25 protein-coding genes and 2 pseudogenes are annotated in these 21,160 nt (G+C 69.3%); 12 read left to right on the top strand and 15 right to left on the bottom strand.

Annotated features, from left to right (window positions below; genetic code table 11):
* Positions 1-94: 94 nt before the first annotated feature.
* The 5 genes from MXD59_RS06725 to MXD59_RS06705 are packed head-to-tail and all read left to right on the top strand — an operon-like array spanning position 95 to position 4,770.
* Positions 95-655: an RNA polymerase sigma factor gene (locus MXD59_RS06725; RefSeq protein ID WP_248823916.1), complete on the top strand. Its 561-nt coding sequence runs from the start codon at positions 95-97 to the stop codon at positions 653-655.
* Positions 652-1,557: a cupin domain-containing protein gene (locus tag MXD59_RS06720; protein ID WP_248823915.1), complete on the top strand. Its 906-nt coding sequence runs from the start codon at positions 652-654 to the stop codon at positions 1,555-1,557. Before MXD59_RS06725 ends, MXD59_RS06720 begins: the two co-directional genes overlap by 4 nt.
* On the top strand, positions 1,554-2,426 hold the full coding sequence (locus tag MXD59_RS06715) for an ATP-binding cassette domain-containing protein (protein ID WP_248823914.1): 873 nt from the start codon (positions 1,554-1,556) through the stop codon (positions 2,424-2,426). Before MXD59_RS06720 ends, MXD59_RS06715 begins: the two co-directional genes overlap by 4 nt.
* Entirely contained in the window at positions 2,423-4,015 is a 1,593-nt protein-coding gene (locus tag MXD59_RS06710; protein ID WP_248823913.1) for a hypothetical protein, read from the top strand. Before MXD59_RS06715 ends, MXD59_RS06710 begins: the two co-directional genes overlap by 4 nt.
* Positions 4,012-4,770 carry a hypothetical protein gene (locus tag MXD59_RS06705; protein WP_248823912.1) on the top strand — a complete coding sequence of 253 codons (759 nt, stop codon included), beginning with the start codon at positions 4,012-4,014 and terminating at the stop codon, positions 4,768-4,770. The genes MXD59_RS06710 and MXD59_RS06705 overlap by 4 nt, the downstream gene beginning before the upstream one ends.
* On the opposite strand, the gene MXD59_RS06700 is transcribed toward MXD59_RS06705, so the two are convergent.
* Positions 4,748-5,182, bottom strand: a complete 435-nt coding sequence (locus tag MXD59_RS06700; RefSeq protein ID WP_248823911.1) for an alpha-amylase inhibitor — start codon at positions 5,180-5,182, stop codon at positions 4,748-4,750. The two genes, MXD59_RS06705 and MXD59_RS06700, sit on opposite strands and share 23 nt — an antisense overlap.
* Before the next feature lie 548 nt (positions 5,183-5,730).
* Here MXD59_RS06700 and MXD59_RS06695 point away from each other — a divergent pair.
* The 4 genes and pseudogenes from MXD59_RS06695 to MXD59_RS06680 all read left to right on the top strand — a co-directional run bounded on the left by MXD59_RS06695 (position 5,731) and on the right by MXD59_RS06680 (position 7,886).
* Positions 5,731-5,931, top strand: a complete 201-nt coding sequence (locus MXD59_RS06695; RefSeq protein WP_248823910.1) for a hypothetical protein — start codon at positions 5,731-5,733, stop codon at positions 5,929-5,931.
* Positions 5,931-6,311, top strand: a complete 381-nt coding sequence (locus MXD59_RS06690) for a hypothetical protein (protein ID WP_248823909.1) — start codon at positions 5,931-5,933, stop codon at positions 6,309-6,311. The genes MXD59_RS06695 and MXD59_RS06690 overlap by 1 nt, the downstream gene beginning before the upstream one ends.
* A 289-nt stretch (positions 6,312-6,600) precedes the next feature.
* Positions 6,601-7,053: pseudogene (locus tag MXD59_RS06685) on the top strand (replication initiator); the annotation flags it as partial.
* Between the two features lie 5 nt (positions 7,054-7,058).
* Complete coding sequence (locus tag MXD59_RS06680) at positions 7,059-7,886, top strand: tyrosine-type recombinase/integrase (protein WP_248823908.1); 828 nt, start codon at positions 7,059-7,061, stop codon at positions 7,884-7,886.
* A gap of 16 nt (positions 7,887-7,902) precedes the next feature.
* Here MXD59_RS06680 and MXD59_RS06675 read toward each other — a convergent pair whose 3' ends face one another.
* From MXD59_RS06675 to MXD59_RS06665, 3 genes are all read right to left on the bottom strand, one after another.
* Positions 7,903-8,454: an HhH-GPD-type base excision DNA repair protein gene (locus MXD59_RS06675; RefSeq protein ID WP_308301660.1), complete on the bottom strand. Its 552-nt coding sequence runs from the start codon at positions 8,452-8,454 to the stop codon at positions 7,903-7,905.
* Between the two features lie 109 nt (positions 8,455-8,563).
* Positions 8,564-9,211 carry a hypothetical protein gene (locus MXD59_RS06670; protein ID WP_248823907.1) on the bottom strand — a complete coding sequence of 216 codons (648 nt, stop codon included), beginning with the start codon at positions 9,209-9,211 and terminating at the stop codon, positions 8,564-8,566.
* Between the two features lie 7 nt (positions 9,212-9,218).
* Positions 9,219-9,365 carry a hypothetical protein gene (locus MXD59_RS06665; protein ID WP_248823906.1) on the bottom strand — a complete coding sequence of 49 codons (147 nt, stop codon included), beginning with the start codon at positions 9,363-9,365 and terminating at the stop codon, positions 9,219-9,221.
* Between the two features lie 104 nt (positions 9,366-9,469).
* Between MXD59_RS06665 and MXD59_RS06660 the strand changes: the two genes are divergently transcribed.
* Positions 9,470-10,069, top strand: coding sequence for a TetR/AcrR family transcriptional regulator (locus MXD59_RS06660; protein WP_248823905.1), 600 nt, complete (start codon positions 9,470-9,472; stop codon positions 10,067-10,069).
* Between the two features lie 115 nt (positions 10,070-10,184).
* Here the strand turns inward: MXD59_RS06660 and MXD59_RS06655 are convergent, their stop codons facing one another.
* The 10 genes and pseudogenes from MXD59_RS06655 to MXD59_RS06615 all read right to left on the bottom strand — a co-directional run bounded on the left by MXD59_RS06655 (position 10,185) and on the right by MXD59_RS06615 (position 18,184).
* Positions 10,185-10,760 (bottom strand): HhH-GPD-type base excision DNA repair protein, encoded by a 576-nt coding sequence (locus MXD59_RS06655; protein WP_248823904.1) that lies wholly within the window; start codon positions 10,758-10,760, stop codon positions 10,185-10,187.
* A gap of 159 nt (positions 10,761-10,919) precedes the next feature.
* Positions 10,920-12,650: an ATP-binding protein gene (locus MXD59_RS06650; protein ID WP_248823903.1), complete on the bottom strand. Its 1,731-nt coding sequence runs from the start codon at positions 12,648-12,650 to the stop codon at positions 10,920-10,922.
* Between the two features lie 180 nt (positions 12,651-12,830).
* On the bottom strand, positions 12,831-12,956 hold the full coding sequence (locus tag MXD59_RS26310) for a hypothetical protein (RefSeq protein ID WP_283096539.1): 126 nt from the start codon (positions 12,954-12,956) through the stop codon (positions 12,831-12,833).
* A 105-nt stretch (positions 12,957-13,061) separates the two neighbouring features.
* Positions 13,062-13,973 (bottom strand): NADP-dependent oxidoreductase, encoded by a 912-nt coding sequence (locus MXD59_RS06645; protein ID WP_248824076.1) that lies wholly within the window; start codon positions 13,971-13,973, stop codon positions 13,062-13,064.
* 581 nt (positions 13,974-14,554) lie between these two features.
* Positions 14,555-15,019, bottom strand: coding sequence for an aromatic-ring hydroxylase C-terminal domain-containing protein (locus MXD59_RS06640; RefSeq protein WP_248823902.1), 465 nt, complete (start codon positions 15,017-15,019; stop codon positions 14,555-14,557).
* A 122-nt stretch (positions 15,020-15,141) separates the two neighbouring features.
* The gene (locus tag MXD59_RS06635) at positions 15,142-15,525 is read right to left on the bottom strand and encodes a twitching motility protein PilT (RefSeq protein WP_248812205.1); all 384 of its coding nucleotides are present in this window, start codon (positions 15,523-15,525) and stop codon (positions 15,142-15,144) included.
* Positions 15,522-15,752 (bottom strand): hypothetical protein, encoded by a 231-nt coding sequence (locus tag MXD59_RS06630; RefSeq protein WP_248812204.1) that lies wholly within the window; start codon positions 15,750-15,752, stop codon positions 15,522-15,524. The genes MXD59_RS06635 and MXD59_RS06630 overlap by 4 nt, the downstream gene beginning before the upstream one ends.
* A gap of 216 nt (positions 15,753-15,968) precedes the next feature.
* Positions 15,969-16,058, bottom strand: a pseudogene (locus MXD59_RS26880) (HhH-GPD-type base excision DNA repair protein); the annotation flags it as partial.
* A gap of 126 nt (positions 16,059-16,184) precedes the next feature.
* A complete protein-coding gene (locus MXD59_RS06620; protein WP_248812203.1) occupies positions 16,185-16,853 on the bottom strand; it encodes a response regulator in 669 nt (222 codons plus the stop codon).
* On the bottom strand, positions 16,850-18,184 hold the full coding sequence (locus MXD59_RS06615) for a sensor histidine kinase (protein ID WP_248812234.1): 1,335 nt from the start codon (positions 18,182-18,184) through the stop codon (positions 16,850-16,852). Before MXD59_RS06615 ends, MXD59_RS06620 begins: the two co-directional genes overlap by 4 nt.
* Before the next feature lie 313 nt (positions 18,185-18,497).
* On the opposite strand from MXD59_RS06615, the gene MXD59_RS06610 reads away from it, so the two are divergent.
* Both MXD59_RS06610 and MXD59_RS06605 read left to right on the top strand, forming a co-directional pair.
* Positions 18,498-19,253, top strand: a complete 756-nt coding sequence (locus MXD59_RS06610; protein WP_248812202.1) for a DUF2306 domain-containing protein — start codon at positions 18,498-18,500, stop codon at positions 19,251-19,253.
* A gap of 427 nt (positions 19,254-19,680) precedes the next feature.
* Positions 19,681-20,538 carry an exodeoxyribonuclease III gene (locus tag MXD59_RS06605; RefSeq protein ID WP_248823901.1) on the top strand — a complete coding sequence of 286 codons (858 nt, stop codon included), beginning with the start codon at positions 19,681-19,683 and terminating at the stop codon, positions 20,536-20,538.
* Between the two features lie 38 nt (positions 20,539-20,576).
* Here the strand turns inward: MXD59_RS06605 and MXD59_RS06600 are convergent, their stop codons facing one another.
* Positions 20,577-21,137 carry a TetR/AcrR family transcriptional regulator gene (locus MXD59_RS06600; RefSeq protein ID WP_248823900.1) on the bottom strand — a complete coding sequence of 187 codons (561 nt, stop codon included), beginning with the start codon at positions 21,135-21,137 and terminating at the stop codon, positions 20,577-20,579.
* Positions 21,138-21,160 lie beyond the last annotated feature (23 nt).

The raw sequence follows: 21,160 nt of genomic DNA, 5'->3' as shown, positions 1-21,160 counted from the left end.
CTCCTCCGCTACGCGACACACCACAAAAGTGCCCTTGTGCGATGGTCCGAATTCCCACGCGAACCGATGGAGGCGGTCCCTACGATGAACGAATGTGAGCAGGTCACCGGGTGAGCCGACGGACGCGGCGCTGCTGTGTGCCGTCGCTGACGGCGACCGCGGTGCGTTCGAGGTTCTGTATCGGCGTTATGCGCCATGGTTAGCGGCCCGGCTGCAGGCCCGCTGTGCCGACCAGACGCTCGTCGATGACGTCGTGCAGGAGACCTTCCTCGCGGTCTGGCGAGGCTCGGCCGGCCGGTTTCAGGCTGACACGCCCGACGGTGACGCGGCCGGCTGGCTGTGGCGGATCGGGTCGCGGCGACTGATCGACGCGATCCGCGGGCATGGCGCCCGCCAGCGGCTGGCGACCGCCCTCGGCCGGCTGCGGTCCCGGGACGAGCCGTCCGCCGAGGACACGATCCTGCTGCGGATCGAGCACGGTGACATCGCCGACCCACTGCGCCGGCTGTCCCCGGAGCTGCGCGCGGTTCTGCAGGCAACGGTCCTGGACGGGCTGAGCACCCGGGATGCCGCGGTGCTGCTGGGAATTCCGGCCGGCACGGTCAAGACGCGGGCGATGCGAGCCCGCCGACAGCTGCGTCAGGAGCTGGCATGACGACATCCGACCCCCGGCCCGTCGACAACACCGGACCCGTCGACAACTCCTGGCATGTCAGCGACGAGGAACTGCGTCGGTACGGCGACACCACGCTGGCGTCGCCGTGGCTGTGGTCGCTGGAAGCCCATCTGGCGGCGTGCGCCGACTGCCGGCGGCGGCTGGCCGCGGCCGCCGATCAGGATCGGGTGGCGGCCGGCTGGTCCCGGTTGGACGCGGCCCTCGACCGGCCGCACCGCGGGCCGGTGGAGCGGATGATGGTCCGGGTCAGAGTGCCGGAGACCACCGCACGGCTGATCGCCGTCACGCCGGGGCTGCGCGCACCCTGGCTGCTCGCGGTCACGCTGACCCTCACACTGACCACGCTTGCCTCCCACCTGGCGCAGGCGGCCGCCGCACCGCTGGTCTTCCTTGGGGTCGCGCCGGCGCTGCCGATGGTCGGCGTCGCATTGTCGTTCGGACCGCGGCTCGATCCAAGCTACGAACTGGTCGCGGTCACCCCGCTGCACACGTTCCGGCTGCTGCTGTTGCGGACGCTCGCGGTGCTCGCAACGACGAGTGTGCTCAGCGGCTGCGCGAGCCTCGCCCTGCCCGGCTTCGGTCTGGTCGTGCTCGGTTGGCTGCTCCCCGGGGTCGCGCTCACGCTGCTCACCCTGGCGCTGATTCCCCGGCTCGGCCCGCTGCTGGCCCCGACTCTCACCGGCACCGGTTGGGTCGCGGCGCTACTGGCCACGGTGCATCCGAACACCGGCTCATCGGTGATCTTCAGTCCCATCGGCCAGCTCTGGGCGACCGTAGCCGTACTGTTCGCCGCCCTCGTGCTCACGGCCTCCCGGTCGGCCTTCGCCACCAGCCGCCGCCTCAACCTTGCCCGGCCCGCCGGGCCCTGGAGGAACCCATGACCCGTCCGACCGTCACCGCTGCGGGCCTCACGCTGCGGTATCACAGCACCGTGGCCCTCGGCGGGGTCTCGTTCAGTCTGGGTGACGGGGTGACCGGCCTGCTCGGCCCGAACGGTGCCGGCAAGACCAGTCTGCTGCGGATCCTGGCGACGTCCATCGTCGCTGATGGCGGTGACCTGCGCATTCTCGGCGTCGATCCGCACACGGCGGCGGGCCGGCTGACCGTGCGCCGCCAGCTCGGTTATCTGCCCCAGAACCCTGGCTTCTATCCGACCTTCACCGCGTTCGCGTTCGTCGACTACGTGGCGATCCTCAAGGAGATGACGGATCGCCGCGCCCGGCACGACGAGGTGCGGCGGGTGCTGGCCGCCGTCGGCCTCGCGGACCAGCGCAACAAGAAGATCAAGAATCTGTCCGGTGGGATGCGCCAGCGGGTAGCGCTCGCCGCGGCGCTGCTGGGTGATCCGGGGCTACTGGTGCTCGACGAGCCGACGGTCGGCCTCGACCCGGAGCAGCGGCTGCGTTTCCGGGAACTCGTCGCCGGCCTCGGGGAGGGCCGCACGGTGTTGCTGTCCACCCATCAGACCGAGGATGTGACGACGGTCTGCCAGCGCGTCATCGTGCTGGATGCGGGTTCGATCCGGTTCGAGGGAGATCCGGTGGACCTCGCTTCGGTCGCTCGGGGCCGGGTCTGGTCGAGCCCGACACGCGCCCCCGGGGCCCTCGTGTCCTGGCGAACCGGGACCGGGGCCTACCGAAACGTCGGCCACGCGCCGCCCCGCGCGCAGCTGGTCGAACCAACTCTGGAGGACGGCTACCTGCTGCTGATCGACCCGACGCGGGTACAGGGCGCGGGAGCGGCGGCATGAGCGCGCCAACGACCACCCGCGTTCCGCTTCCGGACGCGATGGACGTGGGCAGGGTCCGTTCCTGGCGGGCGACCATCGCCCTGAGCCGGGTTGAGACGGCCCGGCTCATCCGTCATCCGGCCGTGCTCGTGGGCCTCCTGGCATATCTGCTTCCCTGGCTCTACTCCGCGATGACGCGGGGGGAGGCCGGCAGGTTTCCGGTGCTGCAGGACTCTGACCGGGGCACGCAGATTCGGCTGCTGCCGCTGGCGCTGGCGACCTTGCTGGCAGCCAACATGGCGATGCTGCGGCCCGCACAGAGCGGAGCGGACGCCCAACTCGAGGTGCTGGTCCTCTCGGCCCGGCACCGGGCAGCGGCGCTGCTGGCCGCGCTGGTGCCCGTGGGGCTGATCGCTGCGGCACTGGTCGGAGCACGGATGACTGACCTGGCCGTGCAGTCCGGCGCGTCGGGGCATCCGAACCCCTTCGAGCTCGCGGGCGGGCCGCTCATGGTGGTGCTGCTCGGGGTGGTGGGGGTGCTGCTGGGCAGCCTGACCCGGTCTGCGGCGGCTGCCCCGTTGGCGATGGTCACGCTGGCCGTGGCGGTCCTGGCCGCCATGCTCCCCGGCCGGCTGGCGCAATCGTCGGCACGATGGCTTCTCCCGCTGGCTTCCCGACGCGAGGGTGCGCCGCCGCTGCCGATCAGCCTGCTGGGGCGGCCCGCGGGATGGCACCTGGCCTATCTCACCGGACTGATCGTCGTGCTCGCAGTCGCGACTTTGGCCGTCAACAAGATGCGCACGAGCCTGCTCGGCGTCGTGTCGGCCGCCGGGGTGGTACTCATCCTGATCGCAGGTGTTCTCCAACTTCGTTCACCGTCCGGCGAACTGGCGGCAGCCCGGGACGCCGCTACCTACCAGCCCGCCGCCCAGCAGATCTGCGAGCACCGCGGGCAGCTGACGTACTGCTCATTTCCTGATTTCCGCCCGCAGATCGCTGGATGGGACAACGTGCTGCAGGGCATCCTGCGCCGGCTGCCGCCCGCTGTGGCTGACCAGCCATGGACCGTGCGGCAACGGGTCCAGGCCGCCGGAAACACCGAAGCCGGTGCGGGCATGGGCCAGCCGGTGCCGCTGGCCCAGTGGCAGAACGACGACAACCGCCATGGCACCCCGGCTTCCGTTCCGGTTGCAACCAGCTGGAATGACAACGCGACGGTGATCGATCTTGCTGGGCAGTTCGCTTACCGAGCCGTGACCGGCAGGGCCGCGCCCGCCGACGGTCTCCAGATCTGCGAGGCACGCGGGGCGCTGGTCATCTGGCTGGCCGGGCAGGCCTCGCCCCGCAGCAGAAAGGGACTCGACAGTCTGATCTCCGGGAGTTCGGGCGGCGTCGCCATGACCGCCGCCGGGTTCGGCAGCGGGTACTACGTCGCCGATCGAGTGGTGGCCTTCGGGCTGCGGATGCTCTCCCAGCCTGCGGACACAATAAGCGCGCGGGTGCGGTCCACCTGGCCGGAGCTGACTACGCCGGGCACGTCGTTCGAGCGTGCCGGCGAGCTGCTGGGGATCACCCCGCCACCAACGGAGCAGGACGGAATCTGTTCATGAGCGCCGTCGCCACGGCCCGCGCGCTGCTCGGACCCACCTTCCGCAGCACGAAGTACCATCCACTCCTGGTCGGTACAGCCCTTGGTCTCGCGGTTGCCGCCGTCCCCGCGGCCACGGGGACGGACCTCGACTCCGGCTCCTGGACTGGCCTACTGCGATTCTCGGCAATCATCAATGCCCTCGGCTTCACCTTTGTTCTTGACGACTTGAGTGCGCCGACCACATCGGTTCTGCCGGTGCCCCGGTTGTGGCGAAACCTGCTGCGGGTGGCCTCGGCGCTGCCGGTCACGGTGATCTGCTGGGTGGCGGCTGCGGCCATCGCGAAGCACGGCCTCGTCCACCAGCGCATGAGCTTGCCGTTGCGCCTGCCCGGACTGACCCTCGAGGCGACCACAATTCTCGTTCTTGCGATCGCTTTGACCGCTGCCATCAGCCGCGTGCGCCCGGACGGGTCGGTGGGCCTCGTCGCCGCACCCGTGTTCCTGGCGACAGTCGGAGCGCTCTATGCGCTGCCTGGCAGCGCTGCGCTGTTCGTCGCCTCCACCAGTGCCCGTTGGGAGGAGGCCCATCAGGTCTGGGGTCTGCTTCTGGCTCTCCTGCTCGTGACAGCGGGTCTGCTCGGCCGCGAACCCAGGCCACGTCGTCGGCGGGCGGCCCGCGGCCCGCAGGATCGGGCAGCCGGGTCGCGGGGTGACCCGCACCTGGACGTCACTGAAGCTGTCGGCCGGAACCTCAGCAGGTCTCGACGCCGCTAAGCGCCGCCGTTCGGGCGACCTGGATCCAGTAGTAGCCGCCGCGGGCCGCCAGATTGACGCAGTCGGTATCGCTGTGGCGAGCAAGGATCATCCTCGCCCGGAGCGAGTAGCTGCAGTTGTTGGTCATCCTGAATGTCTTGGTGACGGTGCCGGTGGTAGTGCTGACACTCACACAACCCGGCGCGGTTCCAGCGAAGGCGGGGGTGGCCAGAAGGCCGCCACCCGCCATTGCCCCCGCCGTTGCCGCCACAACCAGCGTCCGCCGCGCCCGCGTTCCAAACCTGCTCATGAACACACTCCGTCCGCCACTCAGCCACTTGCTGGAAAGCCAGCACCACGTGGAGTAATGCCGACCTCGGCAGTAAAGCGGATGGTGAATTTCGGACTCAAAGGTTCGCAACGCAACGATCACAGCGAAGGCCACTCCGACAACCAGCCAGGACTGTGCACTCCGATTAGGCACAGCATCCCTCAAGATGCGCTCTGAGCAGGTGTCTCAATATGTCGCAACCGCCACCGCCGGCCTTGCCCCGCCATTCGCCGGCTCCGCCATCTCCCTTGAGGCAGAAGTCCGGCCAGGCCACCATCAGGGGTTATTCCAGATGGGCATCTTCTGGCACGAGGCCACATCGGATCGAACACCGTTTTCGGCCGCGTCCGCCACCACCTGCGCTAATTCGGGAAAACCGACCACCCGGTCGCGAACGTTAACCCAGATCTTTCGTGCCTCGGCCAGGTGTGATCGTGGGCTACCCTCTCACCCTTGTTGATGTTGAGTTTTGCCGGTCGGTCTGGGTGCGGCCGTGAGCGCAGGGAAGCCCGCGGTCCACTGGTGCTCGCGGTTCTGGCCGGGCCGACGAAGGTCCCCGGCGCGGCGCCGCACCCACGGTTCCGGGCGGCGCCCAACCAGGGCCACACGAGCCGCCCGGAACCGACCCCCCTATGCCCGGAGGTGATCAGGTGGACGCGGAACAGGTGGTATTCGGCCTCGTCCGGTTCGACGATGACAGCCAACGAGTGCGGGAAATCGTCCTGGCCTTCGAGAACGCCCGCGAGGCCGACCGGTTCGCGCGTGAGTCCGGCTGGTCGGAGTACAGCGTCGGGCCGGTCCGGTTTCCCGCATCGGTGCATGCGACCACGCACCATCCGGCGGTGGCGTGATGACCGGTTCGGGCGCTGGAGCCGTAGCGGCGTATCGGGCGTACGTGCTCCGGCTGCTCGATCAGGACGCGGCCTTCGACGAGGACGCGACCGGTGAGCCGCCTCTCGTTCTCGCGGACTACCGACGTGCGCTGACGGCCATTCTTGCCCTCGGCGCATCGCCGCTGTTGCTCGTCGAGGGACGGACGGTGACGGCTGCCGAGGCAACCGCGTTCAATGCCGGCCAGCAAGCCGGCCTGGATTCGGCCCTGATCGCCATCGGCGAAGCCTGGCGACCGGCACTACTGCGACACAGACCGGTGCCCGCACGTCCGCCCGCCCACCGCCATCCACCGGCTGTCGCGGACTCCGGGCCAGGGGGCAGAGCCGATACAGAGTAGGGATGGTCAGGCCGGCTCGCTATACCAGGGCGACATACATTGAGTGCATAACGGTTGGCGTACGGATGGTTACGCGCGTAGGGTCCGTTTGCCCACGAGACGGCGCAGGCTCCGTGTGGGCGGTGCTGGCGCGGCCATCGAGGCTGGGCGACCCCTCCAACGCTCCGCGAGATGAGCGGGGGATCTGAGCCCAGCGGCCGGCGGCCGGCCCTCCCCTGTTCGTCTCTGCCCTGCCTCGTGGGAGTGGTCGCCCATGCCGTCAGCAGCCCCGTCGTCGCCGGTCGCTCCAATGCCTTCGCCGCGGCCTGCTCTACCGTCCCCGTCTGCCTCGACGCGCGTCGAGCGGGCCCGGATGCCGCTGGCCCGCCAGGTCGTCGAGACCGTGGCGGTGGAGAACGGGGTGTGCATTCGTCCGTTGGCCATGCGCCGCGTCGACACCGCCACCGGGGAAACCTCGGTGCACGCGGTGCCGTGCGGCGCCACCCTGGCGAGCAGGTGTCCGGCCTGCGCGGAGCGGGCGCGCAAGCTGCGGATGGCGCAGTGCAAGGCCGGCTGGCATCTCGATGCCGAGCCGCTTCCCGACCCTGATCCGCCGACGGACGACATGAAGACATTGGCCACTTTCCGCGCCGACCTGGAGGTCATCCGGGCGGAGGCAGAATCGACGAACGATGCCGATGGCATGCGCGAGATCGACGACCTCATCGGCCAGGTGGACGTCGAACTGTCCGCCCTGGGCGTGGCATCATGACCACCCTCTCCCTGATCTTCGACTTCGCCATCGAAGACCAGCTGATCACGCAAAACCCGTGCGCAGGCGTCGCCCTGCCCAAGCTCGCCCGGGAAGAGGTCGCACCCCTCACCGTCGAGCAGGTCTACGCCGTCGCCGACACGATCGAACCGCGCTTCGGTGCCGCGGTCGTGGCCCTGGCCGGCAGCGGCCTGCGCATCGGCGAACTGCTCGGCCTCGACCCCCACCGGGTCGACTTCCTGCGCGGCACCATCCGCGTCGACCGCCAACGGCTGCAATCCGGCAGCTTCGGACCGCCGAAGACGGCGGCCAGCGTCCGCACCGTCCCCGTCGGCCGGCTCGTCACCGACGCCCTGGCCGCGCACCTGGCGACCCACCCGACACGGGAGATGCTCTTCACGGACGACGACGGCACGCCCCTGCTGTACCGCCGCTGGCGCTCAGCCTGGGAACGAGCGTGCCGCGCAGCCGGCATCACCGCCGGAACCCACGACCTGAAGCACTTCTACGCCTCGGCGCTGATCTCCGGCGGCGCGAGCGTGAAGCAGGTCCAACGCATGCTCGGTCACTCCTCCGCCGCGATCACCCTCAACACCTACGCCCACCTCTGGCCCGGCGACGACGACCGCGCCCGCACCGTCATCGACACCGCCCTACGCCGTCCAGCCACCACCCCGCAGGCATCGGCAGCCGACGGACCAGGAGCCCTCTCGCTGACCGGCACCGCCCCACACACGCCAAGCGCCGCTGCCCCACGGACACCATGCAGCGCCGCATCCGGCGCGGACTCCTGCGGACTATCTGCGGACCGCGAGGTCCAGTGAACAGAGAAACCGCAGGTCAGCCGGCAGATGCCTTCGCCGCGGCCTTCATCTGCTTCTTGTAGTCGCGGACCTTGAGCAAGCTGTCCGGGCCAGTGATGTCGGCGACGGACCTGACGCTGTCCTCGTCGCCGTAGGGCGCGGTCACTCCACGCCAACCAGGCGGAGTCACGTCGAGCTGCTTGCCGAGCAACGCCACGAAGATCTTCGCCTTCTGCACGCCAAAGCCCGGCAGTGCGCCGATCCGCTTCAGCAGCTCCTTGCCGTCTGCCGCCGTGCTCCACACCTTGGTCAGATCACGATCGTATTTCTCGACCAGCACCTGGCACAGCGCCTGGACTCGCTTGGCCATCGAGCCGGGAAACCGGTGCAACGCAGACGGCGTGGCGAAGATCGCGCCCAGCGCCTCGGGGTCGAAGCTGGCAAGCTCCTCCACGTCGAGCGGCCGGCCGAGGCGCTGCGTCAACACGTACGGAGCAGCAAACGCCCGTTCCAACGGAAACTGCTGGTCCCCACCAGTCTCGGAAGGATGGAGCTGGCGCGACAGTTCCAGAGGGTGTCGCGAACACACGTTCGTGGAAGGGCCTCGATACCGTCGGCCCTATCCTCACAGCTGCAGAGGCGCAGCAGGGGTCGCGGCGCGCGAGGGCGAGGGCCATCAGCGCCGCATGCCGACGGCCCTAAGACGGCTCTGTATCTGCCTGCAGGGGCCGTGTCAGTGGCTGCCCGTTGCCGTGGCCAGAGCCGTCGTCCAGCTTTCTGCCGGGGTGGTCGTCTTTGCCGGGAATACGGCCAGACCTGGGGCGCAGGTGTGACTGGCGGGCAGTTACCCAGAGGGGACCGAGGATCAACCAGCCGGCGAGGACGAGGCCCAGCTGCGGAATCCAGGCCAGCAGTGCGCCGGTGTCGGCGCTGTCTCCCAACCAGGCGACCGCGCCGAGCAATAGACCAGTGCTCGCCGCCGCCGCCACGCAGGCCCGGCCAAAGCGGCGCCACTCCGTCCTGACATGCGGCGGCTCGTGGGGCCGGCGAGCGCCGGGCTGGGCGGTGGGGCTGCGCACGCGCTGGTCTGCCCATCTGATCAAGGGCGGTCCGAAGGCGATCGAGAAGCCGAGGTAGACGGCTGCCAGACCGTGGGTCCAGTCTGGTCGGGCACCAGCCCGCAGCACCAGCATGGTGAGGACCAGCAGGGCCAGGTCGAGGACGGGCAGGCCGCACAGCACGGCGCAAGCCATGCACAGCCGGTTCCAGCGGTAGCGCAACAGCAGCCCGAACCCCAGCAGCAACCAGAATCCGGTCTCGCAACAGACGATCGCGGTGCCGATCATGCCGATGTCACCGGCCGGCGAACGCGCGGAACACGGCTGTCACGGCCACCCCCGTCACGATCAGCACGGCGACGAACAGACCGACTGTCAGCACGGCGCTGACCTGTGACGGCGGCCATGCGAGCTGCCGCAGGACATTCAGGCCGACTGCCACGAGAAGATAGGCCCACCACGGCGCCCAACGGGGTCGCCGGACACCCTCGTTTTCATACGGCTGTGCCATAAAATTAATTTAGCACGGCTGTGCCATGATGGATGGTGCCCAAAGTTGTCGATCATGAGGCCCGCCGCGAGGAACTCGCCGGCGCGGTGTGGCGGGTGGCACTACGTGAGGGCTTCTCGGCGGTGTCGGTCCGCACGGTGGCCCGGGAGGCGGGCTGGTCGCCCGGGGCGCTGCGCCACTACTTCCCGACCAGCGACGCGATGATCGCGTTCGCGGTCGAACGGGCGGTCTGTCAGGTCCGCCAGCGGTTCGACGCGCTCGACGCGACCCGTGGCGGTGCCATCACAGAGGCCACGCCTGTCGAGATCCTCGAACAGCTACTGCCCCTCGACGCGAACCGCCGAATCGAGTCCGAAGCATGGCTCGCGCTGGTCAGTAACGCGCACATCGGGGCGGAGCTGCGCAAGCAACGGCGCGAGGTAGACGGGCTGATCCGATATGTCGTGCAGACCGTCATCCGCCAACTCGACGACCTCGGTCGGCTCGCCGCGCACCGAGATCCCGACCTGGAGACCGGCCGGCTGCACGCACTACTGGACGGCCTGGTCGTGCAAGGCATCGCCGACCCGCCCGGCATCACGCCAACCGACATCCGCGCCGTGCTACGCCAGCACGTCGACGATCTGGCCCGCTAATCGTCCAACACTGCGCTCACCGAGGTCGCGTCTCGACGGCCGACCGCCGATCCGTCCCCGCAACCTCCACTCTCACGGAGCCATCACGGCGTGACCCTCAGAAGCCACGCGACGATCACGGAGCCGTGCTCTTGGCTGCCGCCTTCATCTGCTTTTTGTACTCGCGGACCTGGTCGCGGGTGGAGACGTCTATGATGTCCGCGATTGAACGGAAGCTGCCCTCGTCCCCGAACGGCGCGCACGCCTCCCGCCACCCCGGCGGGGTCACGCCAAGCTGCTTGCCCAGCAGCGCCGCGAAAATCTTGGCCTTCTGCGTACCGAACCCCGGCAGCGCCGCCACCCGCTTCAACAGCTCCTTGCCGTCGGCCGCAGTCGTCCACACCCGGGCCGCGTCTCCGTCGTAGGCGTCCACGATGATCTGGCACATGGCCTGCACCCGCTTGGCCATCGACCCGGGAAACCGGTGCAGCGCCGGCGGCTGGGAGAAGATCGCGCCGAACGCGTCGGGGTCGTGCTTCGCCAGCTCCTCCGCGTCCAACGGCTGTCCAAGACGCCGGGTCAGCTCATGGGGAGCAGCGAACGCCCGCTCAAGAGGAATCTGCTGGTCGAGCACCATTCCGATCAGCAGCGCCAGCGGGTCGTTGGTCAGCAGCACGTCCGCCTCGTCGATCTGGCTCAGATGCAGTCCCACGCGACCACCGTAACCGACCGCCCAGCAGCGGCCGTCGCGCTGCCGGGCGGATCTCCGTGCAGTCGGCGTCGTCCCGGAACACCTCGTAGACGCCCACCTCCGACCATTGATCAATAGCTGGGTGGGGAGGGAGACGCGGACGCTCCGCTGGCGCATCGGCTAGCCGCCGTGATGCGATGGATCAGCCAGTCGCCACAGCGCGTTCCGGGATCGGGGCGCCCCTACCAACTCGGCCTGCCCGATCCGACGCAACCGCGCGAGCGTCTGGCGAGCTTGCTCGTCGGTAAGACCGGCCTGGCGAGCGATCTCGGCGCGGCTGACCGGTGTCCTGGTCAACACGGCCAGCACAAGGTCATTCTGTGTCCGGCCGCGGTCGAGCTGCTTCGTTGCCCGGCCGGCGTGGGGACTCAGCCGGTAGGTGGCGCTTCCCCGGTCTCCTTCCCGCACCAGCAAGCCGCGTGCGCGCAGTTCTTTGAGCTGCGTGGTCGCGGTTCGACTGTCCGCGACGCCGGTCGCACCCCGGTAGCTGACGTTGGTCAAGGTCTCCCCGCGTCGAGTGAGCGCCAGCGCGGTGAGCTGCGCACCCGTGAGTCCGGCGATGTTCAACGTGGACAACCAGTCCCTGGTGTCCTCGTCGAGCAGCGCGTGATTGGGGATTGTGACGGTGAAGGTCGCGATGTCGTCCTCGAAGACCGGTGGCTCCATGCCCGCCTCAGCGAGCGCCGCCCGGACGCGCGCGATACCGGTGCCTCGGTTCTCGCACACTGTCCGACCCGGATCAAGCGGGGTATCCTCCAGGATCTTGAGCAGGACAGAATTGCGCGATGACGGTGGCACTGTGCCGAGTCCAAGCTCTCGTAGACCCACTGGCCCGAAGAGTCCGCCCGGGTTCCGGATCTGCAATCGGTCAGGGTAGAGCTCTACCTGAATCTGGGCACCCTGGGCTGACGGTGAGTAGTCGCGGTGCACCAGACTGTTCACCAGAGTCTCCCGGAGCACCTCCTCGGGATACTCCCATTCATCAACACGGAACAGTCCGGTGATAATGCCGCGCCGTTTCATGTGTCGTTTCAGGATTCCTATAACATCACGGACGATCACAGGTATCGGACCGTCTACGGAACGGTTATCCAGAAACCGCTCCCCGCGCGGCCCTGGCCGGGCCGGATCAGGCGTCGGGAAGACGACCACCGTGGCGTTCAGTTGCGGAAAGTACTGCTGCGGATAAATTCCGAATGCTAGTAGGCCGGCGAGTGTGGGCCGAGGACCATCGTCGGTCTCTCGGAGCACGTTCAGAAGACGTAGGACTTCCGCATCAGACCTTGTCTCGAAAACGCTCCGCTGCTCCCGAACCCGGGCGACGAAGGCACGTAGCCGTTGCGAGTCGAGATCATCCTGTGTTGCCTCCGGCACGACGGACGCATCGTGCCGCGCCGGGGCCCGGTTCTCGAGGAGGAGCTGGACCTCGTATGCCGATAGCTTTCGGTCGCCGTCCGACATACGGACGAAGGATGCGTCCCACGGAGCAAGCCGCGCCAGATGGCAGGGCCGACGGTCCCGCGGAATCGGGGGCACGTAGGCATAGAGAACCTTCGGGCCACCCATGTCCACAATGTCGACCAACGGCGCGACCACCGGATCCATAGAGCGACACAAGGTGACGAAACTATCGCTAATTGACCGCGGATCTGCGAGTCCGGAAACAGCGAAGGCCGCCTTCTCATCCACACCGAGAAGGACTGTCCCGCCCTCACCATTCGCAAATGCGCTGATCGTCTCGTGCAACGACTGGGGCATGCCGCCCCTGGCCTTCTTGATCTCGAACCGGTAGTTGTCGTTGCCGAGCCGAGCCAGGTCGCCGATCGTACGGGCCACTGTCTCGCGGTCCATGACTCCCCATCAGGATGCCTTCGACGCATCAGGATGCAATCATGGTACCACTCAGGCCGACTACCATGACCGACTACCATGAGCCTGATCCCGGCTCAGAGCGGGCATCCGCATGTTGGTGGGGACAACGGAGTCCGGTGACCGCCATCCCTGCCAGACATCACGGCTCGGAGCCTGGGCCTACGACACCATTTCGCTCGTTCTTTCCGATACCCGCTGGTCCAGCACCATCCCGATCAGCAACGCCAACGGATCGTTCGTCAGCAGCTCGTCCGCCTCGGCGATCTGGCTCAGGTGCAGTCCCACGCCATCACCGTAGCCGACTGCGTCGGGCGGCCATGGGGACGTCTGCCGGATCGCCGTGCAGCCGGCGTAGTCCTGCGTGGCCGGTGATGGCCCCGGGGAACCTCGTCACGGAATGATGATGATTTTGCCGCGGGTTCGATTGGCCTCGGCCTCGCGGTGTACTGAGGCGAGATCGGCGAACGGACGGGTGGCGGCGATGTCCGCACGGACGGCGCCGGCGTCGACGAGCTTGACCAGTGCGGCGAGTTGGCTTGTGTCGTTCCGCGCCACGAAGTGCGTGGCCGTCACGGGGACGCCGGTCGGTGGCTCGATCGGGGTGGTGACGGAAACGAAAACGCCGCCGCGCCGGACCAGCGGTACCAGGGTGGCGGCCTGTGGCGGGCTCAGCGCGACGAGGTTGAGGACCACGTCGACCGGCCGATCGAGCCCGTCGGCAATGAAACGGGCGGTGTAGTCGATGATCTGGTCGGCGGCGAGCCGCTGGACCGCCGCGGTGCTGCGCGGACTGGCTGTGGCGATGACGTGTGCTCCGGCGTGCTTGGCCAGCTGGATGGCGAACCCGCCGATGCCACCGCCGGCACCGTTGATGAGCACCCGCTGCCCAGGCGCGACGCGGCCGTGCTCGAACACCGCCTGCCAGGCGGTGATGCCAGCGACGGGAAGGGCGGCCGCGTGGGCAAGCGGGATGGAAGTCGGAGCCGGTACCAGAGCATCTGCGGCGGCCGAGACGTACTCAGCCGCGGCACCCCCGGCCAGGAGGCCAACGACCTGGTCGCCGACGGCAGGCGTGCGGACCCGGCTGCCGACCTCGACGACCGTACCGGCGACGTCCCAGCCGAGTGTGTGCGGCAGATCGAGTGGGAACAGGGAGCGCAGCATCCCGGAGCGCACTCCGATTTCGGAAGGGTTGAACGAGGTCGCCGCGACCTGGATGAGCACCTCACCAGGGCCAGGGACCGGCGGCGGGATGTCGTCGCGGCGGATGACGGCCGCGTCGCCGTATCCGTGGATTCGCATAGCCTGCACACGCCGAAACGTAAGGCGAAGATCGAGGACGGACCATGCGTGAACGTCCTCGATCCATACCCGATCGTCTCTGGAGGAGCTGACTGGGGTTGAGGATGGACGTCATCAGCGATGTCGTCGCGGTGATGCGCACGGGCCAGCCGCGCTCGCGGCGGGGTGCTGATCAGATCATCGTGCCATGGCTGGATCGCTCACACCTCCTGCAGCTCGGCGACCCATCCAGCGGGTTAAGAGTTCACCGGGGGTTCGTTCGCTGGTGTCCGTGTACGCTCGTTGCTCCCGGTCACGGGCGCAGTCTCGTGGGGTCGTCGGTGCTCGCGACGATGGTCGGATTCGCCGTCGGCGCGTTGCTTCGACTGAGTGGCAGACCGCCAACGAGGCGCTCCTCGGGGCCGTCCTGGCTTGGTGGGTGGTGGCGGTGTTTGGATGTGCAAGCGGAACACGGGGCTCCGCTTACGCATCCAAACCGAGTCAGGGCGCGGACGCTCGCGGGACCAAAGTTGCCTACGCGCCCATCCGCTCACAGCCACACGATTTTGGTGACAAGGCGCGGCCAGGGGAAGGCGGGCGGGCTACGGCCTCGCTGCCGGGGCACCTCCGGGCGCCGGCAGCGGTAGTAGGCGGACCTGGGCAAGGTAGTTGCGTAGCGTGTCTGGACGCGGGTCGTGGGCGACGAGCCCTACGTACCCATCGGGTCGGACGATGACAAGGGTGCCGTTACGGGCGCCGTAGCCGCGGTGGGTCAGGCCTGTGGTGTCGATGCATGCCTCGGCGGGCGCCGCCGACCCCGCCGGTAGGACCGTATGGGCGTGCAGGTGGGCGGCCTCGACGGTGGTGGCTGATCGGTTGCCGAAGGTCAACACGGTGAAGTGGGGTCCGCGGAACAGGTCGAAGAGCCGAGTGTCGTTCCCAAGTGGGCCGTCAGGCGCGGCGTCTCCGGCTCGGACGGGGTTGCGGCGACTGCCGAGATCGTGGCTGAGCGGGCTGGTGCGGTAGGTCGGGTAGTCGTCGCGGTCGCGGTGTTGCCGGCGGGTCAAGACGGGTCTGACGAGGAACCGCAGCAACGGCCGGAGAGCCCTACCCGTCAAGATGAGGTGAGTCAGGTGATGGTGGCGTCGCAGCCGTGCTGCTGGCCAAGGGAAGCCGGCTGGTGAAGTTGCTAGCAGGGCACCACCACGGCTGGTACGCCGCCCGCCTGAACAAGCCGGGTGATGTCCTTGGGGTCGCTGGTCAGGATGCGGTCGCCCGGACGGGCGAGCAGGGCGACCGTCGCGTCAACCACATCAGATGTGCCGGCGCGGCCAAGTAGCACACCGGCATCGCGGCCGGTCCGCTCATCAACGGTGCACACCTCCACCGCGCGTAGCAGGCGGGCCAGTGCGGCCTGCCGCCCGGCCTGATTCCGCCAGACCTGGGCAACGACGACGGCGTTGCTCCGTAGCCCGATGTCGTGCTGCTGCGCGACCCGGAGTCGGGCGACCATCTCCCGATCGCCGCGCTCGACAGCCAGGAACGCGCCCGCGTCGAGAACGAGCGCGCTCACGCCGCCGACTGATCCGCGCGCAGGCCCAGCTCGCGCTCAGCCCGCGCCAGTTCCTCCGGCGCCAACGCCGGATTTGCCGTCTCCCACGAGTCGAGGAACTCGGCGAGGGCATCGGCTCGAAGCTTCGCGGCAGCGGCGGCCGCCAGCCAGGCCGACAGCCCGACGCCAGCGCGCCGGGCGGCGTCCCGAACCGCGTCACCCAGTTCGCCGTCGAACGAGACGCTCATCTTGTCAACCTTCACCGCTCCAGAATACCGGAGTAGCAACTACCGCGGTATGTCAGCTCGGCGTGGCTCGTCCACGGTGCCTGCCGGGCGGGAGGGGTCAGGGTGAGTCACTGCCCGCCTGGCCGGCTTCGGCCGCGCTCGACGATCACGAGGCAGCAGCCCCGCGCGAGAAACCCCAGATCAGAGGACCGCGCCGTTCCACCTTTCCGAACATTACTGGTCCAGCACCATCCCGATCAGCAAGGCCAACGGATCGTTCGTCAGCAGCTCGTCCGCCTCGTCGATCTGACTCAGGTGCAGGCCCACGCCGCCACCGTAACCGACCGTGTCACGGTGGCCGACGCGTGCTGCTCGGTTCGCCTGCAGTCCGTGTGATCCCGGCGGGCTCGGTGGGCCTGCCGGCCTGCGCGTCGGCGAGAACGGACTCGTGGATCAGGGGTTGCGGGTGGTCATGTCGACGAATCCGGTGCGGTAGGCCCACACCACCGCCTGGGTGCGGTCCCGGACACCGAGCTTGCTGAGGATCCGCTTCACGTGGGTGCGGACCGTCTCCACCGACACGTGCAGGGTGGCCGCGATCTCGCTGTTCGTCTGGCCCTCGGCCAACGCCCGCAGCACGTCCGTCTCCCGGTCGGTCAGCCGGTCGGCCTGGGCCAGCAGCTCGCGGTCCGGCGCGCGACGGCTGGCGATCGTGGCCAGCAGCCGGCGGGTCACGGCCGGGGCGACCAGCGCATCGCCCGCGGCGACCACGCGGATGCCCTCGATCAGCTGTTCGGGGGTTGCCCGCTTGAGCAGGAAGCCGTCAGCCCCGGCGGCGAGGGCACCCTCAACCACCTTGTCGATATCGAACGTCGTCAGCACCAGGACCCGCGGCCGGGGCTGCGGCCAGGCGGCGATCTGGGCGGTCGCCCACACCCCGTCCCGCCGGGGCATCCGCACGTCCATGAGCACGACGTCCGGGCGGTGGCTACGCGCCGCCAACACCGCCTCCTCGCCGGTGGCCGCTTCGGCGGCGACCACGATGTCCGGCTCGGCATCCAGCAGCGCACGCAGTCCGCTGCGCAGCAGGCGGTCGTCGTCAGCCAGCAACACGCTGATCATGATCTGGTGACCGGGTGCGCAGGGAGCGTCGCCAGCACCCGGAAGCCGCCCTCGACCAGACCGGCCTCCAGTGACCCGCCCTCGAGCCGGGCCCGTTCCCGCATGCCGATCAGTCCCCGGCCGGGCACCGGGGACGCGAACCCGGTGCCTTCGTTGAACACCTCGGCCCGGATCTGGTCGGCGACCCGGCTGACCTGGACGCGGATCCGTCCCGTGTGGGTGTGCCGGACGGCGTTGGTCAGCGCCTCCCGCACGATCCGGTACAGCGCCCGCTCGGTGCCGGCGGACAGATCCACTGGTGCCGCGTCGAGATCTACCGCTCGGCCAGTGGCACGGATCCGGTCGACGAGCACCACCAGGCCGCTGATGCCGGCCGGCCGCTCCTGGGCGTCGACGTCGTCCGCGCCGTCATCCCCCCTGCCGGGACATCCGTCGCCCGGTTGCGAGTTCTCCCAGCGCGGATCTGCCGGCCGCGGGTCCGGCTGCGGATGCAGCACTCGCAGCATCCGGTCCAGCTCGCCCAGTGCTTCGCGGCCGATGTTCTCGATGTCGGTGAGGGCCTGTCGGGCGAAGACCGGGTTGTCCGCGAACAGCCGCCGCGCGACGCCAGCCTGCAACACCATCACGTTCACGGTGTGGCCCAGCGCGTCGTGCAGCTCGCCCGCCAGCCGGCCCCGTTCCTCGTGTAGCAGCCGCTCGGTGGCCAGCGCCTGCTCCCGCGCCTCGCCGCGGATCCGGGCGTGCTGCGCCGCGGCGACCGCGCGGCGGCTGCGCGCCGCGTCGCCACCGACTGTCGCGATGAGAAAGGTCATTGCGATCCCGGCCATGGCCTCGACCGGCAGGCCACCGCGGTCGAACAGGGCGTAGCCACCGACGGCCACGGCGCACATGGCGACGCCTGCGGTCCGGGTACCCCGGCCGCCCAGCGAGAAGCAGCCGAACAGGGCCAGCCACGGCGGCCACTGGACGGCCACGACGCTGTAGCCGGCCGCGGCGTTGCCCGCGACGATCGCCGACGTCACCGCCGTCGCGACGAGCGGCGCGGCCTGACGCCACGCCAGCGCCAGCCCGGACATCGCGGCCAGCATCAGCGCGACCGCGTCCAGCGCACGGTACGGCGCCTGACCGGACGAGACCAGGGTCGCGGCGATCGTCACGGTCGCCAGCCCGACCGCCAGCCCGACATCGGCCCGGTGCGGACGCGCGCGCCACAGCGTGCGCCCGCGCCGAGCCCCCGGGGAGGCGGTGGCCTCCCGACCCAACGAGTCGGCGGAGACGGCGGCGACGGACAGGACATCAGAAGCGACCAACCCTGAGAACACACACACCATGGTGGCCGGCCTGGCCTCCGGCACGCGATCCCCGTGCCGGGCAGCCCGTGTCACCCGCGCGGGTGAGCCCGGGAGTCCTGCGGGGCGGGTTGCCGTGACCCGCCAGGGTGTCGACCGCCGGCGCCCCGCCCGGAGACCCTTTCCCAGGCGCCGGCCGCTCGACGTGGACCGGGCATCCGCGGCCCGTCCGGCGGCCCGTCCGCATCCGTCCATGGTCCGTCCGCAGCCTGTCCGCGGCTGTCCACGCGGTTTCCGGAGCTGCCCCACCTGCCTGCCCCACGTCCGCTCCTGAGCTCTGTCCCGGAGGAACCCGATGTCCGCCCTGACTTCCGCCCCTGTACCCGGCCGCGGCCGGAGCTGGGGCCGCACCGCCGCCGTCTGGTGGTTCGCGCTCAGCGCGGTGGCGATCGCGGTGTTCGCCCCGCTTCCGTACCTGACGACGTCGCTGACGACCCTGGCCGAGCAGGACAGCCGGCTCGCGCCGAACTACGCAGACCGGTCGACGCTCATCCAGGCCGCGTTCTACCTGCACATCGTGTTCGGGGGGACGGCCCTGCTGCTGTCGCCGATCCAGCTCTCCGCATGGGTGCGTGCCCGGGCGCGCGGGCTGCACCGAATGGCCGGACGGATTACGCTGAGTGCCATTGTGGTCGCCGGGACAGCCGGTGCCGTGCTGTCGCCGGTGAACGTCGCAGGCCCGATCGGCGTACCCGGCTTCGGGCTGCTGGCGCTGCTCTGGATGAGTTTCGCCGTCGCGGCGTGGCGGGCCATCCGCCGCCGCGACGTCCCCGCCCACCGACGCTGGGCGGTCCGGGCCTTCGCCCTTACCTACGCGGCGGTGACCCTGCGGCTGTGGCTGGCCGTGCTGATCGCCGCCCAGGCCGGGCTGGCCGGCACCAGCGATGACGTCGCGTTCGACCGGGCCTACTATGCCGTGCCGTTCCTGTGCTGGGTGCCGAACCTGCTCGTCGCCCAGTGGTTCCTGGCCCGGAGGTTCCGCCGCAATCAGATCCGTATGGACGAAGTCCCCGCCTCCGACGTGAGCAGTTCGTTCCTCAAGCGGAAGTAGCGCATGAACACACGCTCGGGACGGAGAACGGCTTTCTCCGCATGCTGCTCGCAGGCCGCCTGCGACCGACGCGCCGCGCGACCGTTGACCTGAAGTGCACCTGAAATCGGAGACTGCCTCCGACGACTCCTCTCACATCGAGATCGTCGGGATATGGATGCGTGAAGTAACTCACCCATCGGCGCAGTCGGAAGCGAAACTGGCGTGATTCCTGGTGGCGAAGGTCGCCGGTTCGGCAACGAGCGCCGCGGTGACCTTGTGGCAACGGCGCCGCGCACGGGCGCGTGTCCGCGAGTCCGAGCCCCACCTCGAGGACTGATCGGCTTCGCAGGTGACGATGGCGGCCGATCCCCCGCTTCGCCGGTCTGCTTCCATGGTGCACAACACGGTGGAACGGACCACGTGCTGACGAGGAGGCCGGGGCGCTGTGCTCAGGGTGGCGACGGTCAACGTGAACGGCATCCGCGCTGCCAGGCGGCGGGGAATGGACGCGTGGCTGGCGGCCCGACACCCGGACATCCTCTGTCTCCAGGAGGTCCGCGCCGACGACACGATCCTGGCGGACTCGGTCGGGCCCGACTGGCATATCGTCCACGAGGCCGGGGCGGCGAAGGGCCGGGCGGGAGTCGCGATCCTGTCCCGGATCGTTCCCACGGCTGTCCGCACCGGGCTCGGCGACTTCACCGGCACCGGCCGATGGGTGGAGGCGGACTTCGCCCTGGAAGGCGATCCCGGACTGCTCACCGTGGCGTCGGTGTACGTCCACACCGGCGAAGCGGACACGCCGATGCAGGAGGAAAAATACCGCTTCCTGGCCACGATCCGTGAACGGATGGCAAAGCTTGCCGCCGACGGCCGGCACCTGCTCGTGTGCGGTGACCTCAACATCTGCCACCGCGAGCTCGACCTGAAGAACTGGAAAGGCAACCTGAAGAAAGCCGGTTTCCTTCCCCGGGAACGAGCCTGGCTCGACCAGCTGTTCACCGAGGACCGCTTCGTGGACCTGGTACGCAAGGCCACAGGCGAACAACCGGGCCCCTACACATGGTGGTCGTGGCGCGGCAAGGCCTTCGACACCGACACCGGCTGGCGCATCGACTACCTGATCTCCAGCACGCACCTCGCCAGACGACTCCTCGCCACCGCCGTGGACCGAGCACCCACCTACGACCAACGCTGGAGCGACCACGCACCGGTCTACGCCGATCTCGACGCACGGACTTCCGGCACTCCGCCAACCATCAATACCGCTGGCGATGGAAAGGATGCGTTGCACGCGAGGTAGAAGTCAGGTTCTCCGGGCGAGCAGGGAGCTGCGCCTCGTCAGGGTGTCAGCAGACCGCGCATGACCGTGCGTACTGCCACCGCCGGGTCGAAGTCGGCAGACGGCCGGGCCAGTTGGTCGGCGAGCAGCCCGTCGAGGTAGGCGAACAGCAGGCGACTGCGTGTCCGGGGATCGGGAACGCCCAATCCCCGGAGGAACGTCTCCCCCAGTTCCCACCACGGCGCCGACTCGGCCAGCAGATCGGGCCGCAGCCGCGGGTCGAGCGCGGCCTCCAGGAACAGGGCGTGCCGCGCCAGGGTCAGCGTACGGCCCGGGCCCAGCAGGAACCGCAGCCGCTCGGCGATCACGGCGACGAGCTGCTCGGCGTCGGTCGGTACGGCGGCCGGGCTCGTGGACGGTGCGCTTTCCCGTCGGGCGATACGGGCCAGCACGCCTGCGACCAATGCCTGCCGGGTGCGGAAGTAGTTGGAGGTGGTGCCCTCCGCGACGCCCGCGCGGCGGTCGACCGCGCGGTGAGTGAGAGCCCGGGAGCCGCCGCTGCCGAGCACCTCGATCGCCGCATCAAGGACCGCCTCGCGTCGGCTGCGCTGGGTGGACACGAGACGACTGTAGTTTTACTACA

The organism is Frankia umida (assembly GCF_023242945.1).
Lineage (GTDB): Bacteria > Actinomycetota > Actinomycetes > Frankiales > Frankiaceae > Frankia > Frankia umida.
This window is presented reverse-complemented; position numbering and strand designations above follow the sequence as displayed.

Coding starts and splice junctions, on each gene's coding strand:
- MXD59_RS06720 (WP_248823915.1), top strand. CDS start 652: ATGACGACATCCGACCCCCGGCCCGTCGACAACACCGGACCCGTCGAC.
- MXD59_RS06715 (WP_248823914.1), top strand. CDS start 1,554: ATGACCCGTCCGACCGTCACCGCTGCGGGCCTCACGCTGCGGTATCAC.
- MXD59_RS06710 (WP_248823913.1), top strand. CDS start 2,423: ATGAGCGCGCCAACGACCACCCGCGTTCCGCTTCCGGACGCGATGGAC.
- MXD59_RS06705 (WP_248823912.1), top strand. CDS start 4,012: ATGAGCGCCGTCGCCACGGCCCGCGCGCTGCTCGGACCCACCTTCCGC.
- MXD59_RS06690 (WP_248823909.1), top strand. CDS start 5,931: ATGACCGGTTCGGGCGCTGGAGCCGTAGCGGCGTATCGGGCGTACGTG.
- MXD59_RS06680 (WP_248823908.1), top strand. CDS start 7,059: ATGACCACCCTCTCCCTGATCTTCGACTTCGCCATCGAAGACCAGCTG.
- MXD59_RS06670 (WP_248823907.1), bottom strand. CDS start 9,211: ATGATCGGCACCGCGATCGTCTGTTGCGAGACCGGATTCTGGTTGCTG.
- MXD59_RS06650 (WP_248823903.1), bottom strand. CDS start 12,650: ATGGACCGCGAGACAGTGGCCCGTACGATCGGCGACCTGGCTCGGCTC.
- MXD59_RS06645 (WP_248824076.1), bottom strand. CDS start 13,973: ATGCGAATCCACGGATACGGCGACGCGGCCGTCATCCGCCGCGACGAC.
- MXD59_RS06630 (WP_248812204.1), bottom strand. CDS start 15,752: ATGAGCGTCTCGTTCGACGGCGAACTGGGTGACGCGGTTCGGGACGCC.
- MXD59_RS06620 (WP_248812203.1), bottom strand. CDS start 16,853: ATGATCAGCGTGTTGCTGGCTGACGACGACCGCCTGCTGCGCAGCGGA.
- MXD59_RS06615 (WP_248812234.1), bottom strand. CDS start 18,184: ATGGTGTGTGTGTTCTCAGGGTTGGTCGCTTCTGATGTCCTGTCCGTC.
- MXD59_RS06610 (WP_248812202.1), top strand. CDS start 18,498: ATGTCCGCCCTGACTTCCGCCCCTGTACCCGGCCGCGGCCGGAGCTGG.